This is a genomic window from Parabacteroides chongii, assembly GCF_029581355.1.
Lineage (GTDB): Bacteria > Bacteroidota > Bacteroidia > Bacteroidales > Tannerellaceae > Parabacteroides > Parabacteroides chongii.
The window spans coordinates 2,560,061-2,577,263 of record NZ_CP120849.1; the positions used below are offsets into that span (position 1 = coordinate 2,560,061).

A 17,203-nucleotide genomic window follows, 5' to 3' on the forward strand; every position below is an offset into this window, starting at 1 on the left:
ATTATCATAGTTATTATCAGAATTTATCTAACAAGTATAATTTAAATTTATTCAGAATGAGAATCAAATCTATTTTTGCCGTATTACTGGCTATAGCCACAATGGCAAGTTGTTCAGACAACGTTGAAGGCGAAGGGCCTGATCCAGGTACGGATCCTTCGGGAACGGCTTATATGTCGTTAAGTGTGACATATCCTGATCTAAGGTCACGTGCTGCAGCCGGGACTTCGGATGAAGACGATGGAGATCCAAAAGAAAGCGTGATCGACGAATTCTATGTACTTACATTTAACAGTGGAAAGGCTTTGATAAAGCACTCTACTGCTGATAAGTTTTTTGTCAAAATAACAGGTAGTACATCGGGTGGAGCGCTTAAAGTAAACCCTGCAACAACATATTTACTTGTTGTAGCTAATCCTGGAGCTAAATTTGAGGATAGATTGGTAAATGGTTTGTCGGACGGTATGACATATGATGCTTTCAATGCAGTTATTGATGTTCCTTTTGATGCAGATACCCAAACTCCCGACATTCTTGTTAAAGAAATCATGGGGGATGTTGATGCTGGCGGTATTGGAACTAGCTTTACGATGATTAATGTGGGTACTTATGATGAAACTCAAGTCGGTTCTGAGTGGCCCGCTGATGGATTGCTTGACGTAAGCGCTAAATTGAAGAAGGTTGTAACTACAGTTAGCGATCCAGATAAAGAATTTACCAGCGATGATGCTGCCAAGCAAGCTGCAAGTAAAGATAAAGCAGTTCTGAAGATTGAACGTTTGGCTGCAAAGATGGTCGTGAAGTCTACTAATCCTACTGTAGAACCCGTAGATAAAGGGGCTACATTTTCTTTTGGCGGTTGGTTGCTTGACTATCGTAATAGTAAATATTTCCCTTATGCAGTAAAAAGTCATATAACAGCTGTTCATACGGATGATTTTTATGCGAATAATTTTTACACTGAAGATCCGAACTATTCCTCACCAGATCATACAACCGGAATTATTTTGAACAAAGCAGATGATACTAAATCTGTTCCGGCTGATGGACTTTGGAAGGGAAATTCGGGTATTGACTATTGTATAGAAAATACAATGGCAGCGGAAATGCAAAAATTCGGTGCGGCAACACGTGTGGTTATTAAAGGTACATATACTCCTACTAATACGTTTACTGCAGGGGAACATTGGTTCTATTTTGATGGTGTTAACTATAACCTGACGTCATTGAAGCAGGCTTATGCTGCAGCTGTTTTAAAGGCGGATGCAGCTACACCTTCGGAAAAGTTATTTATTGCCGCATCAGACAAGTTCTTGGAGATAGTGAAAGCTAAAAACAACGAAATTACAACTATAGCAGATCTTGAAGCATCTCACCTCAATACCGATAAGATCGCAAATGGCGGTGAACTTACTAAATTGAAGGATTGTCTTTGGTGGTATCAAAATGGACTTAATTATTATATTTATGAAATCCGTCATGATAATACGACAGATCTTCCGAATATGGCTTTCGGTAAGTATGGCGTAGTACGTAATAACTGGTATAACTTGAATTTGACTAAAGTCAGAGGTAAAGGTACTCCATGGTATCCGGGTGATGGACCTGATGATCCTGATCCAGGAGAAGATATCGACCAGGATAGCGCTTATTTGGATTTCGAAATACAAGTTGGCCCATGGGTTTTTTGGGAAACAGATTTTGAAATTTAATATACTCTCAAATAAAGTAACCGGGTAGGGGACTGCCTGCTCGGTTCTTTCCATTTTTTAAGTAGTCAACCTTCGGGTTGTCATAGCTAAAAGAATAAACAAAAAATATGTTCGGAAATATCAAACAGTTATTCATTCTTATTATATTCCTTATGCCGGCTTCGTGTACCTCGATCTTTGAGGATATGCCCCGTTGCGAACTGTGGTTGAAATTTGTATTCGATCATAATATGGAATATGCGGACTCGTTTAGTCCACAGGTGAAATCGGTAGACGTATTCGTGTTCGATAGCAATGATAAACTATTATTCACCAAACGTACCGAAGCAGCCGGATTAGTCGATGGAAACAGAATGCCGTTGGCAGACGATCTTGCATACGGGAAGTACAAGGTGCTTACTATCGGAGGGTTGTCCGATAATTTTCGTGTTTCCGATTATCTCGGACAAGATGTGGTTCCGGGAGTTACAACACTTCAACAATTTATGTTCGCCCTGGAACGCAGGTCGGACGAGGTGAACTTCGAATTTCCTCATCTTTACTTAGGTGAAGCCCTGGAAATAGACTATTCCCCGGAAAACGCCGACCATAAAGTGTATCAGGTGAACCTGATGCGCATTACCAATCGGTTTAATATGATGCTGGTTAGTTTGAACGGAGCGGCTCCAGCTACTGAAATTCCTCCGTATACTTTTGAAATTGTTACACCGGAAAGCGGTACCTATTCATGGGAGAACGAACCGTTGGATGTAACCCATCCGGTAACTTATTCACCTTACTATCTCAATAAAGGAGAGACTAGTGACATTCTTGTATCTGCCCACCTGAATACCCTTCGGTTATTGAATAGGGAAGGACTCGATTATAAGATTGTTGTACGCGATACGAAAACGCTAAACGAAGTATGGAGCTATAATTTACTGACTCTATTGTTGTATACCAAGCCTATCAACAGGCATGACGGTACAGCCCTGCCTTTCCAGGAATATCTGGACCGTGAAGGGGAGTGGAACCTTATTTTCTGCGTGACTGAAAAAGATCCTGGAAGCGGAAATGCATTTCTGTCGATCGGTCTTCAGGTTGCCGACTGGATATATTGGCTTCATGATATAGAGATTGAATAATGTGAAATAAAATGAAATGATATATAGACTATTACATATAGTTTTCTTTGTACTTGCCGTGACTTTGGTCTCGTGTGGTGAAAAAGAGATTATTACTCCTTTGGCTACCCGGGCATCTCTTCAGGTCAATTTGGTTGATGATACGGATAAAGACAGGCAGGAGTTAATAAAAACCATTCGGTTTATCATATTTGACGATGCGTCGTTGGCTACAGTGAAACTGGATAAAAATATTTATTCGGAAGTTCTGTCGCCGGAAACAGCGACAGATATAAAAGTAAATGAGGTAGAGGTCACCCCCAACGATGATAAGGTTGTGGTGGTGATCATCAATGAGCCGACAGAGTTGACGGGACAACTCGATCTCATTGACGACATGACTACCTTGGAGAATGTAACGTATGATATTGCCCGGATTCTGAACAGCAGTGGTCAGGAGGTAGTTGCTACTACCGGTATGCCTATGGTTGGAGTAATCCGGGATGTAGCGGTTGCTAACGGCTATACAGAAACAGTGAAGATTGTGGTCGAACGTGCCGTAGCGAGGGTAGATGTCTATCTGGGAGTCCGGAAAGATTCTGAGCATGAGATCGGATACTTTAAACAAACTGCTGACACGGAGGCCAGTAGCGTTACCTTGTATAACCTTTCCTATAACAGCTATTTTGTGATGGGGAACGAAGCCAACGGTACGCGTGGTAACGCCACTGCATCGAAGAATTACGGCAAGGTTATGGGCAGTGTGGCTGATGGTGTTTTAGTCAATCAGACATGGACTGCAACAAAAGATACAACCTGGCAGTATTCTTCTGCTACCGGTGCAAAGAACCAACAGTTACTCTGTTCGTTCTATACAGCCGAACGTATCTTCCGTTCAAACTATACTGACAGGTTGGCTATCAGTATGGCTAACTTTAAAAAAGCGACTTTGTCTGTCGGTATGGATAAAAGACCGATAGAAACAGTCACCAAAAGAACTTCGGAGGATGTAGAAGCTGTGTCTTTTACTGAAATCCGGAGAAATAATGTATATGTAATAACGGCCTATGTAGGGGAAGTCTTTGAGATTGACATATATCAGGTCACCGTTGAAGACTGGGGTACAAGACAAGACATCGATTTAGATATAAAGCTGTGATCCCTTCGGCGGGCATACGCAAATAATGGATGATGAAATTTGGGATTTATATAAATAAGCTAAAATATACAGTGACAGCTGTCATTCTTACGGCTGCCCTCTCTTCTTGTGAGAAGATGATAGGCGGTGGTATGGATACGGAACAGATAGTCGTGCGTTCGATCGTGACGGAGGGTACCAGTGTCACCAAAGGTACGGCTATTGATTCGGATGCAGACCTGCTGGGACTGAATTTTGGTATTTATGCTTCGAGAATACCCGCATCATCGAGTGAACAGATTTACTTTGAAGATACCAAAGCGAAAGTGAACGATGATTATACAGCTTCATTATCACCGATCCGGTACTGGCCTGATGAAGCAACGGATCGGCTGAAGTTCTTTTCGTGGTATCCTTGCGATGGTAGCTATACGCCTACCGCGAGTTTTACAGCCGGGCAGTTAAGTTTGGATTATACGGCAAATACTGATGCAGCCAATCATGTGGATGTGCTGACTGCTGTATCAGGATCGTTGGCCTGGAAAAGCCCGGTAAGTATACATTTCTACCATACCCTGACGAAGGTCTCTTTTACATTCAAGAAAGTGGCCCCGGCTCCGGATGTCGTGACTATAAATAAAATAGAGTTTCAGGATATAGGGAAAAGCGGGAAGCTTGTTGTCACAGAAATTCCTACGTTTTCTTCTCCTGCTAAACCGGCATTTTCCTGGAGTAATGTTACAACAGGTACTGTTACTTCTACGATTACTTCCGGTAATACGGTGACGGGTACTGTAGCTCAGATCGGGGATACGTTTCTCATGTTACCGACGAACAGTTTCTCTTCGACTGCCAAAATCGTTATAACAACCAATTGGGGGACTAACGAATTTAATCTCCGGGAAGTTGTTGCTGCCAGTGCACATACGTGGAAATCGGGTGAATATATAAACTATAATATAACCCTATCCGATAAGATATTCGAGATAACAGCTCAACCTTTACCGTGGGATACGAATCCGGTGAATGTGATCTTTGATAAGCAGTATTATCTGAATGTCGAATATAAATCGATTGAACTGGCGGGTAATGGTGCACAAGTATTTGTAGATGTTGAAACGAATTATAAACTGGATACGGACCCGGAAACGGGCTATCCTGCAGGTGCGTATCTAAGCAGTATTAGTGCGCCCGGAAATTATGAGCAATATCTTTCACTCGATTGGGCTACGGTTTACAGGTCTGATGGGACTGTCTCGTCAGGTGTGCATACTTATAAGCTTGAGATTAATGTGGGGAGTTATAGCGGCGCAGAAAATAGCCGGAATACTTTGTTCAATATCAAGGCAGGTAATTTGATACACCAAATGAGAATCAAACAATACAAAGGGCTTGCTGACTGGATGACAGCTTCAAGAATTCTGGATAATTCCGGGGTTTCAGGTGTAGTACCCCGCTATAAGCTCGTTTTTGCTTCGGGATACGCAGGTGATTCGAGTGCTGGTGATCTTGGTGCGTGGACCTGGGAGGTGACTGGTGTATCTGATCCGGATGATATACTTCTGAATACGGAGACGATTATTGGAGCGAACGGGGGAAATGGCGATGCACTTTATTATTATTACAAAGCCAATGCTCCAACCGGTAAAACGGCTACCCTCACCCTGAAGAATACAAACGGCAATAATCCGCCTTTGACGATTGTAGTGCCTGCACTTTAATTGTAAAGAATATTTTTTAAGAAAGGAAACAGAATAATGAAATATATACATTCAACACCCGGATTCAACATCTTATCACTTATATTGCTGGTGATGATCGGCTTTGTGGGTTGTTCGGATGAGTATAGTGTCGGACCACGTCCAATCGGAAATGCGGTTAGCTTTACTTTAACGGTTCCTGATGTCAGTATTCCGTCTGTATCTACACGTACGATGGAGGGGACAAACAACAAGGAAGACGAAGTGAAGACTGTTGATATTCTTGTATTCGATGCTGCGCAAAGTCCGGAGGTTCTTTTGGCGCGGGTAGTGGCGACAAATGTTACACAGGATTTGAGTAAAAATCCTTCTACGGTGACTTTTTCAGCGGAACTACCCCGTACCAGCGGAAAGGCTCGTGTTGTGATGGTAGCAAACCAGTCGCTTTCTTCGATTATTCAGGACTCAGATATAGGGAAGACAAAGGCTGAAATAATGCCGAAGCTGACGCACTCTTCGACGGTGGCATGGCCGGCTAATGGTTCCACCTCTTCGGGGTATACACCGATACCTATGTACGCAGAAAAAGAAGTTTCGAAGATTTATCCCGAGATGGATCCTATAATCAATATCAATCTGGTACGTATGCTCGCCCGGATCGATATTAATAACGAGGCTTCGAATTTTACAGTGGAGAATGTTTATCTGGCTAATTATAATACAGTTGGATATATTGCTTCTGCCTGGGATTCTGGAACAGGATTGTTAAGCGATCCGGAACCGGATGATCCGATGATTCCGGGTAACAGTGATAGAACTGGATCACCTTATAGTTATTCAGTCGATGGAGCGGCAAGCTATCTGGGGGAAATTTATACTTATGAAGCTATTGCTGCTGCAGATGCAGCCAGCAATTCGGATGGTAGCCCTAATGATGGTGCGGTAAGCCGTAAGGATGCAACCTGTCTGATTGTAAAAGGTAAAATGACAGGTGATAACACGTCTTATTATTATCGGGTCGATTTCCTGAAGTCAGGAACTGCTGACTATATGCCGTTAAAACGAAATTACAAATATACTATCAATATAAAGGAAGCTTCCGGTATTGGCTACCTGACCATGGAAGAAGCCATTGAGTCGTATCGAACGATGACCAATCTGAATGTTCGGTTAATCGCCTATAACCGTGATAAAATTTCAGATATCGTATACAACGGCCAATATATGCTTGGAGTAAGCGAATCGGCAATAAGAGTATGGCAATACGAAAATGTGTCTTATAAGATCGATGTGTTTACCGATAGTCCTGGAGGGTGGAAAGCTGTTATTACGGATTCAGGAGGATGGCTGAACTTCTCGAATGGTACCGCTGTAACCGGAAGTGCAAATACAGATGGCGCAATTTTTCTGAATTTTCCTTATTACTGGAACGATGTAGGGCAGACACGTCGCGCAACTCTTACGATAACGGCTGGCCGTTTGACACATTCAATATCCATAGAACAATATGTCGAGGAGCCGGGGATGATCAAATTTGTCGATGCTTACGGGAATGAGCTGACAAATGGTTTGTTCTTCCCGATGGATAATACGCATGGTGACCTTGTTGCGCAGACAGTCTATGCAATGTGGACTTCTGCCGGTGTGACAGTGAGTCGGGACCGTACGGCATCCGGTACTACTGCAGCTCTGCAGTATGCAACGATAGTTCCGGGTATAGGGGCTCCTCCAGCTTCAGGTACTATAACAGAAGGTACCCCCTATGAGTTATTCAATGGAGTTCAGGCGATTACATTGTTACCCCAGGCTGGTACAGATGCCTGGCGTCAGGAACATCTGAAATTTAGATTATATGATGTCTCTAACCGTGAATTGGGGGAAGTGACATGCCCGATCAATCAGGGAAGCCTGGATTTTATTCTTGAAGACTATCCGGTTGGAAGCACTCCGTATACTTACAAAATACCTTTGGGGATGACACATTATTTACCACTTGTTGTTAATGTCAATTGGAAAATAGAAAAAATAGAAGTCATAGGCAGTAGTACGAGTAGTGAACTTGTTGCAGACTATGGAGATGTATATCAATCTCAGAGTAATGCAGGATATTTGTCTGGTAATGATGCAGCCAAACAGGATATCGTAGGGACTACTCAGACTTTTCTCTTACGAATTAAGAGCGCTCTGTGGGCTGCCAATAGAAACGGAACAGTCCGGATTACATTTAAAAACGAGATGCATACAAAGCCATCCACTGGTGGAGATGAAAGGTATCCGTTTTATAGGACTATCGATTTGTATATAAACTCGGAGACAAACTCTTATACCAGTGAAACAGGAGCAGCTCCTCTTTTTCATGTGAATCCTTTAAGAATTTTAAACCCGGATAGAACACCTAAAGCTATGCCCTTGAGTGAGGCTCAGACGTTGTGTGGAAATATAGGGTCAGGATGGCGTGTTCCGACTCTGGGTGAAATGGCTACTGCTATGGCTTATAGAGGTGCATTAGGAGGTCTGATTTATGACACGAATAGAAAGACAAATCTGGTAGGTTGGTATCACCAGTATAATTATTGGACGACTACGCAAAGAGATGCGGGGCAATATATTCAAATACCGTTCGACTTGCCCAATTACCCTAAAGGGGTGGATCCGACTAATTATAATGCTGCCAGATGCGTATATACTGATCCTTCTGCAGGGACGAAGTATCCCAATATTCAAACATATGGTAGTGTAGGTGTATTGATAACTTCCCGAAGCGGTAGTTCAGGAGTAAGCTCATCGGCACTATCGACGACTGTTGCTGATAATAAAGTGGCACCGAAGCTTTTAGTGGCTAACGCAAATAATGGAACAGGCACTTGGGCTACAGCTAGTTCGGTATGTGCGGCTAAGACGGAAGATGGTGGTGGCTGGAGGTTGCCTACCCTCAGTGAGACATACCTGATTTTTGGATTGAACGGATCAACAATGGATAATAATTTGATTTCGGGCACAAATAATGGAGCTACATCTCTTGATTGGCCGAGTAGTTTTACCAAAATCGATGCGCTTATCTGGACTGCGACAACTGATGGTAATAATGCCTATTTGGTTTTACCAGCAGGGAACGATCAGTACAACTATGGTTTTTGGGGGGAAAAATATGCAAAAGACTCTACCGGACCTAATTATGTGGGAATTCGCTGTGTGAAACCAAAAGACTAACAACCAGGCTTTCGAAATTTGAACCATTGTTGCTGTCTGTTGTTTTGCGAAGCAATTAGATGCAATGGAAACTCTTTTGGTTTTGAAAAATGAAACTCTAATAAAGTCAGTTGTTTATAAAGAGATCTTCTTGAGGCATGAAGTGCGGTATCAGAACCATAAAGTTGAGAATAATAGATTGAAAAGCAGCATCTTTGTATAAAATAAATGACGGGAAAGATTATTCCCCGTCATCATTAATTCGAAATAAAATACTGACCTGTAAATCAGGTAAGTTTAATATTAATACTAGTGTGGGTTCCAGGGGGCAGTGATGTTCTCTGGAATTATTTTTTTATCAGTTCTTATTTTATCTTGTCGTTCAGCTCTGCACCAGCTTTAAATTTAACTGCTTTGCGGGCTGCGATTTCGATGGGTTGTTTTGTCTTCGGGTTAACGCCTTTACGGGCTGCTTTTTCTGTTACTGAGAAAGAACCGAAACCTAAAAGAGCGATTTTTCCTCCAGCCTTCATTTCGTCGGATACTGTTTCAACGAAAGCATCCACTGCCTTCTTTGCGTCAGCCTTGCTTAAACCAGCTTTTTCTGCAACAGCTGTGATAAATTCTGTTTTGTTCATGATGGATTGATAATTAATATATTAAACAAATCTGTGATAGCCTAAAAGTCGATCCAAATGTAGTTTTTATTTAATATTCTGCAAAGAAAAAGATAGTTTTTTTTATTGATTTACTATGTTTTAGTACTATTTGAAGAAAAAACAATCAAAATATATTTACCTTTGCCGCAAATTGATATGTATATGATGAATCAAAATGGCTCCGGGTTCTTGAATAGTATACCGCCCGTTACAAAAAACCTTATCATTATCAACCTGCTTTTTTGGGTGGCCAGTCTGGTCTTACCGAAAGTAGGGATAGATTTGGTGCAACTATTGGGTTTGCACTTTCCGGGTGTGAAAGATTTTTACCCGTTTCAGTTCGTTACTTATATGTTCATGCACGATACGCATTCCTTTGCACATGTCTTTTTCAATATGTTCGGGGTGTATATGTTCGGGCGTGTTCTTGAAAATGTGTGGGGACCGAAGCGTTTCCTTACCTTCTATCTCGTGACGGGTATCGGTGCCGGTATCATACAGGAACTGGTATGGGCATATTCCCTTCAGTCTTTTGCGAGTGCCAATGGGTTGACGCTTTTCCAATTGGTTCGGATGGATCCGTCGCTGAATATGATGATTACGATAGGCGCTTCGGGTTCCGTGTTCGGTATCCTGCTGGCGTTTGCCATGCTGTTTCCGAATGTCCCTTTGTTCCTTATGTTTATTCCGATCCCTATTAAAGCTAAATATTTTGTCGTGTTTTACGGCTTGGCTGAACTATTTATGGGTGTTTCCAGTTTTGGTGGAGACACGGTCGCACATTTCGCCCATCTAGGCGGTATGTTGTTCGGCTTTTTTATGGTTCGCTACTGGAAAAAGAAAGATGCAGGCAATGGAAAGTATTTTTACTAATCTGAAGAATACGTTTCGGGCAGGAAGTATATTGGTTAAGCTTATATATATTAATGTAGGGCTTTTTATCCTGATCCGATTGCTGGGAGTGTTGTTTTTGCTTTTCAATATTCCGGGTATACCTTTCCTGCAATATTTGCAGATGCCTTCGTCGCCGGAATTGCTGATGTACCGGCCATGGACGGTTATTACTTATATGTTTACCCATTTTGACTTCCTGCATATTCTTTTTAATATGCTTTGGTTGTACTGGTTCGGCGGATTGTTCCTTACATTTTTCAGCGAACGACAGTTGGGCGGCCTGTATTTGTTAGGCGGTATTGCCGGGGCAGTGCTGTTTATGCTTGCCTATAATATCTTCCCGTATTTCCAGACAGTAGCTTCTTCCAGTTACTTGATGGGCGCATCTGCTTCTGTGATGGCTATTGTTTTTGCCGTATCATTCTACCGGAAGGATTTGGAAATTAATTTGTTCCTGATCGGGCGGATAAAACTGATCTATTTGGCTCTGTTCACATTTGTAATCGATCTGCTGGCCATAACATCCGATAATGCGGGTGGGCATATTGCACATATTGGCGGCGCTTTGTTCGGAATTTGGTTTGCTGTGCGGATAAAAGAAGGAAAGGATTTGACGGGGCCTATGAATCGCCTGCTTGATCGGGTCGTTAATTTAGGAAAGAGAAAGCCTAAAATGAAAGTAACTTATAAACGGGCAGAAACAGATTATGAATATAATGCCCGTAAACATAGGGAGTCGGCTGATATCGATGCTATCCTGGATAAACTGAAGCGTTCCGGGTACGAAAGTCTTTCTGCCGATGAAAAGAGACAACTATTCGATGCCAGTAAAAAATGAGTGAGGGATTGAAGACACTGAAGCTGTTGTTCAAATCATTGTTTGTTCTTGCCAATGTTTTGATCGTTGTGCTGTTGATTGCTTCAGCATATTCAGACCGTGTCTCTCCGGATACAATGCTGGGTTTTTCATATTTGGGACTGGCCTTTCCTATTTTATGTGTCCTGAATCTTTGTTTTGTGCTTTATTGGTTGTTTTTATGGGAGTGGCGTTTCCTGTTGATCGGACTGTGTTCTTTTCTGATCTGTTGGGGACCTGTAAAAAAGTATTTTCCCTACCATAGCCGGGTAAAAGACATTCCACAGGAAAATGTACTGAAGGTACTTACGTATAATGTGATGGGATTTGCCTATAAAGACCATACAAAAGAATCTCCTAATAAGATTATTGAATATATCGCTAATTCGGGAGCAGACATTGTCTGTCTGCAGGAATATGCGGTAGGTAAACTGGATCGTTTTCTTACTCCCAAGAAGGTTTATCAGGCGTTGGATATGTATCCGTATCGTTCTGTTATTCCTATTAATTCATCGGGGTACCTGAATGTCGGTATTGCCGTTTTTTCCAAATATCCTATCTCAAACTCCCGGCGAATAAAATATGAAAGTGAGTTCAACGGCTCTTCTGTTCATGAACTGAATGTGAAAGGAAAGAAACTGACCCTTATCAACAATCATCTTGAATCATTTAAGTTGACGATGGAAGACCGGAGCCGCTATACGGCTTTTATTAAGAATATTAGTACGGATACTTTTGACGGAATTAAAGGGGCTTTGGAGCAAAAGTTAGGACCGGCTTTTAAAATACGTGCTAAACAGGCTGAAGCTGTAGCTGCTGAGGTTGCCAGGGCAAAAGGTGACTATGTCTTGGTTTGCGGAGACTTTAACGATACTCCCATCTCTTATGCACATCGTACAATACAGGGACCTTTGGTCGATTCATTCGCTGAGTCGGGGCTGGGTATGGGAGTAACTTATAATCAGAATATGTTCTGGTTCCGCATTGATAATATCCTGCATTCAAAGAATATGAAGTCAATGAATTGTACGATTGACAAGATACGTTATTCGGATCATTATCCGTTATGGTGCTATTTGAGTATGGAGGAATAAATATTCCTCCATTGTTTATTAATCTTCTACTGCATCGAATACATCTCCGAACAGGTTCTCTGCAAAAAAGAAAGTTGCATTGCAGAAAAGCAACGGGTCTTTGATCAAAGCAATCGTATTACTTTTCCCGTTATTCGCAATCACGTTTTCTGCCGGATAAGTCTTGTATTTCTTTTCGTTATTCGGATCATACTGATAGGTGATATCAGTCAGTTCGATGGTGTACTTCTCATCGAAACAATAAATCCTCATTTTATATTTGATGATGGTTTTATCTGTTTCATTCAGGAGTAGCTCCACTTTGGAGTTGATGAATACAGTCCCTTTCGACTTGCTGGAAGTGACGCTTGACAGGAAAACATCTTTTCCATAGTTCTTTTTGGCCCATTTGTCGATCGCATTGAACAGTTCGCCCTTCTTCATGCCTTCGACATCTACTTCGTCGCTGTAACATACTTTTCCCTCTTTCATGGGAGCGCATGACTCGACATTACCTTTATGCCCCTGTGCCATAATCAGCATGGGGCATATCAGCAAGAGCAGGATTGTTAATTTCTTCATAATCCTTCTGTTTATCTGATCCATACGTTAAGTATTTCACCAATAACTATTTTCTGCGGACCTTCGCTGGATTCGCCCTGCTTGATGCACTGGATCATGAACCAGGTTTCAGGATCATCTTGTTTCTTGAAAGAAATAGTATAGATGTCGTTATCTCTGATCGCTTTATAGACTTCGCTTTCCGGACTGATAGAGATGGATGCGATGTTCTTTCCGAACATTTTGCCCATTTCTTTCCAGGTGGCGTAATGTTCCACCAGATTATCCTTCTCAGCCGGAGTTATTTCCATTTTACTTTCCGGTAACATATTCAATAAGGTAGCCGGAACCTTTCCCGGTTCGAAGGCGGTTAGACCTTGGCATACTTCAGTATTGTTACCGACCGGAGCCTGAGTGATATTTTGGGCAGGTGCTGCTGCCTGTGCCACTTGCTGTTGTTGTGCAGGAACAACTGCATAAGCAGGAACGATTACGCCGGCCGGCTGTATGCCGAATGCCGCATCGGCGCTTTGGAACATTGTCTCTGCGAAGTCGACTGTCTTACGACGGAACTTACCGTTGCCACGATTCAGCTTGTCTTTTTTCTTGTTCAGGGCATATTTGTCGGTAATCCATTCTTCTGCGGTATATTTCTCCGGTTCGCGCTGGTAAGAAACATTATATTCGTAACGGATACCGGCCAGTTTGATAGTGGCTGCATTGTTTTCACATTCAATCGTTACGCGATAGTTCATCATCGTGCGGTCTAATGAGAGTGCCGTACTCTGAAATACCAGGTATTCTTCGCCTACTGCAGCGATATCGCCTTTGTCTTTATCTGAATAAACCAGCCGGCGGCCTTCTTCGCTGAAGAACTTTTCGGCCCAGTTATGCATAATGTCATACATCTGATCCTTTGAGAGGGAGGGCATGCTTATCTCTTTGGTAAAGATAACTTTGCCGCCGTCTTCAGGTACGGCTCCGGCTAAATACTTCTGATCTTCCTGCGCAATCAACAGGGAAGGAATGAATAAAAGGAATAAAAATAACTGTTTCATGGTGAATTCTGTGTTTTTTTACAGGCAAAGATATATATTTGTGTTTGAAATTAACTATGAGAGTGACAAATAATTAATCTAATTACTACTTGACAAAGAAAAAAAGCCTATATTTGCACCCTGTGAAAAAACGAAAATAAATAATGTAATAACATAAACTCAAGATTCAAATGCAAAACAAAGGATTTGTAAAGGTCTTCGCGGTGTTACTTACGCTTGTATGTTTGTTCTATCTATCGTTCTCATTTGTAACAAGATATTACAACAATAAAGCCGCTGAGTATGCAGGCGGGGATCCGTCGAAAGAGAGTCTTTATTTAGACTCATTATCTACTCAGAAGGTGTGGCTGGGCTATACGCTCAAGCAGTGCCGTGAAATGGAAATTAGTTTAGGACTTGACCTGAAGGGCGGTATGAACGTCGTTCTGGAGTTGAATGTGGCTGATGTGATCCGCTCACTTTCAAATAACAACCAGGATGAGAACTTCAACAAAGCATTGGATTTGGCCTATGCACGCCAGGCAACCAGTCAAAAGGACTTTATTGACTTGTTTGCAGAAGAATACAAGAACCTGGACAATGGAGCACGCCTGTCTGCCGTTTTCAGTACTTTCGAATTGAAAGATAAAATTACTCCTCAGAGCACAGATGCTCAGGTTGTTGCAGTGTTGAAAGATGAGTTGAAAAGTGCTATTGATAATTCATTCAACGTATTGCGTACCCGTATCGACCGTTTCGGTGTGGTATCTCCTAACATCCAGCGCTTGGAAACAGCAGGACGTATCCTGGTGGAACTTCCGGGTGTAAAAGAACCTGAACGTGTACGTAAATTGTTACAGGGCAGTGCTAACCTGGAATTTTGGGAAACTTATCAGTTACCGGAAGTTTACCAGCAGTTGGTTGCTGCCGATAATATATTGGCAACTGTTCTGGCTGAACACCAAGACGAAGCAACTGTTACTGAAACAGAAACTGTTGCTGCTGACGGTGCTGAAACAACAGCGACAGAAGCCGTTACTGACAATGCCGCTGCTACAAGCGAAGCTGATTCTTTGCTACAGCAGATCGCTCAGGACAAACCTGAAACTCAGGCTAACCAGTCGATGGAAGAATTTGCAAAACAGCATCCGTTGTTTGCTTTATTGCAGATCAACCAGTATAATGGTCAGTTAGGACGTGGTGCATCTGTTGGTGTGGCTAACGTAAGAGACATTCCTAAGATCAACGAATATCTGGCTATGAAGCAGGTAAAGGACGTATTGCCTCGCAACCTGTCTTTGAAATGGGGTGTGAAAGCTATCGACGAAAAAGAACAGTTCTTCGAATTATATGCTATCAAGGTGACTAACCGTGACGGTACACCCGCTTTGGGTGGTGACGTTGTAACGGATGCTAACGCTGACTTCGTTCAGCAGGCTGGCCGTTCAGAACAGCAGGTTAGTATGGCTATGAACGCAGAAGGAGCTAAAGCATGGGCTCGTCTGACAAAAGAAAATATCGGTAAAGCAATCGCTATCGTTTTGGATGACATGGTTTATTCTGCTCCGAACGTAAACGATGAAATTACCGGCGGTCGTTCTCAGATTACAGGTCACTTCACTCCGGAAGAAGCGAAGGACTTAGCCAACGTATTGAAATCAGGTAAGATGGCTGCTTCTGTACATATCGTACAGGAAGACGTAGTCGGTCCGTCACTGGGTCAGGAAGCTATCAGTTCAGGTGTTATCTCATTTGCACTGGCATTGATCCTGTTGATGATCTATATGTGTGCATTCTACGGAATTATCCCGGGGCTGATTGCCGACGGTGCTTTGGTATTGAATATCTTCTTTACAATGGGTATCCTTGCTTCTTTCCAGGCTGTACTTACTTTGCCGGGTATTGCCGGTATGGTGTTGACGCTGGGTATGGCAGTCGATGCGAACGTATTGATCTATGAACGTACAAAAGAAGAGCTTCGTGCAGGCAAGTCGTTAGGTAAAGCTATTGCCGACGGTTACAGCAATGCATTTTCTGCTATCTTCGACTCCAACTTGACATCTATCATTACGGGTGTTGTATTGTTCTACTTCGGTACAGGTCCTATCCGTGGTTTCGCAACTACGATGATCATCGGTCTGTTCGCATCTTTCCTTACAGCAGTCTTCTTGACTCGTATCGTTTACGAAGCATTGCTGGCTAAAGATAAACTGAAGAATGTAACGTTCGTAACATCTATCACAAAAGACCTGTTGACTAATCCGAAGATCAACTTCCTGGGTGCCCGTAAGATCGGTTATCTGATTCCTGCCGGTATTATCGTTCTGGGAGCTATCTCCATGATGACAATCGGTTTGAATAATGGTATCGACTTCACAGGTGGACGTAACTATATCGTTCGTTTTGATCAGGACGTGAAGACGGATGAAGTTCGTAATATGCTGGACGAAAAGTTGGATGGTGCTGTAAGTGTTATCACGATCGGTACTCCGGACCAGGTTCGTGTATCTACCAACTTCAAGATCGACGATGCTGATCCTGCAGTAGACCAGGAAATCGAAAATCTGTTGTTCGAAGGTGTTAAGCCGTTGCTTCCGGAAGGTACGACATTGGATCAGTTCACAACGACTTATATCCAGAGTTCTCAGAAAGTTGGACCGAGTATGGCTGACGACATCAAGAACAGCGCTATCATGGCGGTTATCTTCGCGATGTTCTGTATGGCTGCTTATATCCTGCTTCGTTTCCGTGATGTATCGTTCTCAATCGGTGCATTTGCATCTGTTGCAGTAACAACATTGTGTATCATTTCTTTCTATACATTATTATGGAAAGTGTTGCCGTTCTCTATGGAGGTCGACCAGACATTTATCGCGGCTATCCTGACGATTATCGGTTACTCTATCAATGATACCGTGGTTGTATTCGACCGTATCCGTGAAACGATCGGTCTGTATCCGAAACGTGACCGTTACCAGGTAATTAATGACGCATTGAACTCTACATTATCCCGTACATTCAATACCTCATTGACTACATTGGTTGTTGTACTGTGTATCTTTATCCTGGGTGGTAGCACAATCCGTAGCTTTACGTTCGCTATCCTGTTGGGTATTATCATCGGTACTTATTCTACTCTGTTTGTTGCAACTCCGATTGCATACGAATTGCAGAAGAAGAAAATAAACAAGAAAGCTGCAGCTGAAATTGCCAAGTAAGAAGCAGAAATCATAGAATTACAGAAAAGGCCACCTCGTATTGGGGTGGCCTTTTCTTTTTGT

12 protein-coding genes are annotated in these 17,203 nt (G+C 42.4%); 9 read left to right on the forward strand and 3 right to left on the reverse strand.

The window, feature by feature from the left end:
* The first annotated feature begins 56 nt into the window (after positions 1-56).
* The 5 genes from P3L47_RS09535 (at position 57) to P3L47_RS09555 (ending at position 8,863) form a co-directional block, all read left to right on the forward strand.
* On the forward strand, positions 57-1,712 hold the full coding sequence (locus tag P3L47_RS09535) for an Mfa1 family fimbria major subunit (RefSeq protein ID WP_277783459.1): 1,656 nt from the start codon (positions 57-59) through the stop codon (positions 1,710-1,712).
* 107 nt (positions 1,713-1,819) lie between these two features.
* Positions 1,820-2,836 carry a FimB/Mfa2 family fimbrial subunit gene (locus P3L47_RS09540; protein ID WP_277783460.1) on the forward strand — a complete coding sequence of 339 codons (1,017 nt, stop codon included), beginning with the start codon at positions 1,820-1,822 and terminating at the stop codon, positions 2,834-2,836.
* Positions 2,837-2,852: 16 nt separating this feature from the next.
* Positions 2,853-3,974 carry a hypothetical protein gene (locus P3L47_RS09545; protein WP_122362785.1) on the forward strand — a complete coding sequence of 374 codons (1,122 nt, stop codon included), beginning with the start codon at positions 2,853-2,855 and terminating at the stop codon, positions 3,972-3,974.
* A gap of 71 nt (positions 3,975-4,045) precedes the next feature.
* The gene (locus P3L47_RS09550; RefSeq protein ID WP_277783461.1) at positions 4,046-5,674 is read left to right on the forward strand and encodes a fimbrillin family protein; all 1,629 of its coding nucleotides are present in this window, start codon (positions 4,046-4,048) and stop codon (positions 5,672-5,674) included.
* A gap of 36 nt (positions 5,675-5,710) precedes the next feature.
* Positions 5,711-8,863 (forward strand): fimbrial protein, encoded by a 3,153-nt coding sequence (locus tag P3L47_RS09555; RefSeq protein ID WP_277783462.1) that lies wholly within the window; start codon positions 5,711-5,713, stop codon positions 8,861-8,863.
* A gap of 344 nt (positions 8,864-9,207) precedes the next feature.
* On the opposite strand, the gene P3L47_RS09560 is transcribed toward P3L47_RS09555, so the two are convergent.
* Positions 9,208-9,480, reverse strand: coding sequence for an HU family DNA-binding protein (locus tag P3L47_RS09560; RefSeq protein WP_277783463.1), 273 nt, complete (start codon positions 9,478-9,480; stop codon positions 9,208-9,210).
* 183 nt (positions 9,481-9,663) lie between these two features.
* Here P3L47_RS09560 and P3L47_RS09565 point away from each other — a divergent pair, with 183 nt between their 5' ends.
* Genes P3L47_RS09565 through P3L47_RS09575 form a run of 3 tightly spaced genes read left to right on the forward strand, consistent with a single transcriptional unit; the run spans position 9,664 to position 12,345 of the window.
* Positions 9,664-10,374, forward strand: a complete 711-nt coding sequence (locus tag P3L47_RS09565; protein WP_122362920.1) for a rhomboid family intramembrane serine protease — start codon at positions 9,664-9,666, stop codon at positions 10,372-10,374.
* Positions 10,355-11,233, forward strand: coding sequence for a rhomboid family intramembrane serine protease (locus P3L47_RS09570; RefSeq protein ID WP_122362788.1), 879 nt, complete (start codon positions 10,355-10,357; stop codon positions 11,231-11,233). Before P3L47_RS09565 ends, P3L47_RS09570 begins: the two co-directional genes overlap by 20 nt.
* Entirely contained in the window at positions 11,230-12,345 is a 1,116-nt protein-coding gene (locus P3L47_RS09575) for an endonuclease/exonuclease/phosphatase family protein (protein WP_122362789.1), read from the forward strand. The genes P3L47_RS09570 and P3L47_RS09575 overlap by 4 nt, the downstream gene beginning before the upstream one ends.
* Positions 12,346-12,363: 18 nt before the next feature.
* Here the strand turns inward: P3L47_RS09575 and P3L47_RS09580 are convergent, their stop codons facing one another.
* Positions 12,364-12,906, reverse strand: coding sequence for a DUF4468 domain-containing protein (locus P3L47_RS09580; RefSeq protein WP_199715729.1), 543 nt, complete (start codon positions 12,904-12,906; stop codon positions 12,364-12,366).
* 11 nt (positions 12,907-12,917) lie between these two features.
* A complete protein-coding gene (locus tag P3L47_RS09585) occupies positions 12,918-13,943 on the reverse strand; it encodes a DUF4468 domain-containing protein (protein WP_277783464.1) in 1,026 nt (341 codons plus the stop codon).
* A gap of 170 nt (positions 13,944-14,113) precedes the next feature.
* Here P3L47_RS09585 and secDF point away from each other — a divergent pair, with 170 nt between their 5' ends.
* On the forward strand, positions 14,114-17,140 hold the full coding sequence (secDF, locus tag P3L47_RS09590; protein ID WP_122362792.1) for a protein translocase subunit SecDF: 3,027 nt from the start codon (positions 14,114-14,116) through the stop codon (positions 17,138-17,140).
* The last annotated feature ends 63 nt before the right edge of the window (positions 17,141-17,203 follow it).

Coding starts and splice junctions, on each gene's coding strand:
- P3L47_RS09555 (WP_277783462.1), top strand. CDS start 5,711: ATGAAATATATACATTCAACACCCGGATTCAACATCTTATCACTTATA.
- P3L47_RS09540 (WP_277783460.1), top strand. CDS start 1,820: ATGTTCGGAAATATCAAACAGTTATTCATTCTTATTATATTCCTTATG.
- P3L47_RS09565 (WP_122362920.1), top strand. CDS start 9,664: ATGATGAATCAAAATGGCTCCGGGTTCTTGAATAGTATACCGCCCGTT.
- secDF (WP_122362792.1), top strand. CDS start 14,114: ATGCAAAACAAAGGATTTGTAAAGGTCTTCGCGGTGTTACTTACGCTT.
- P3L47_RS09580 (WP_199715729.1), bottom strand. CDS start 12,906: ATGAAGAAATTAACAATCCTGCTCTTGCTGATATGCCCCATGCTGATT.
- P3L47_RS09575 (WP_122362789.1), top strand. CDS start 11,230: ATGAGTGAGGGATTGAAGACACTGAAGCTGTTGTTCAAATCATTGTTT.
- P3L47_RS09535 (WP_277783459.1), top strand. CDS start 57: ATGAGAATCAAATCTATTTTTGCCGTATTACTGGCTATAGCCACAATG.
- P3L47_RS09585 (WP_277783464.1), bottom strand. CDS start 13,943: ATGAAACAGTTATTTTTATTCCTTTTATTCATTCCTTCCCTGTTGATT.
- P3L47_RS09545 (WP_122362785.1), top strand. CDS start 2,853: ATGATATATAGACTATTACATATAGTTTTCTTTGTACTTGCCGTGACT.
- P3L47_RS09560 (WP_277783463.1), bottom strand. CDS start 9,480: ATGAACAAAACAGAATTTATCACAGCTGTTGCAGAAAAAGCTGGTTTA.
- P3L47_RS09570 (WP_122362788.1), top strand. CDS start 10,355: ATGGAAAGTATTTTTACTAATCTGAAGAATACGTTTCGGGCAGGAAGT.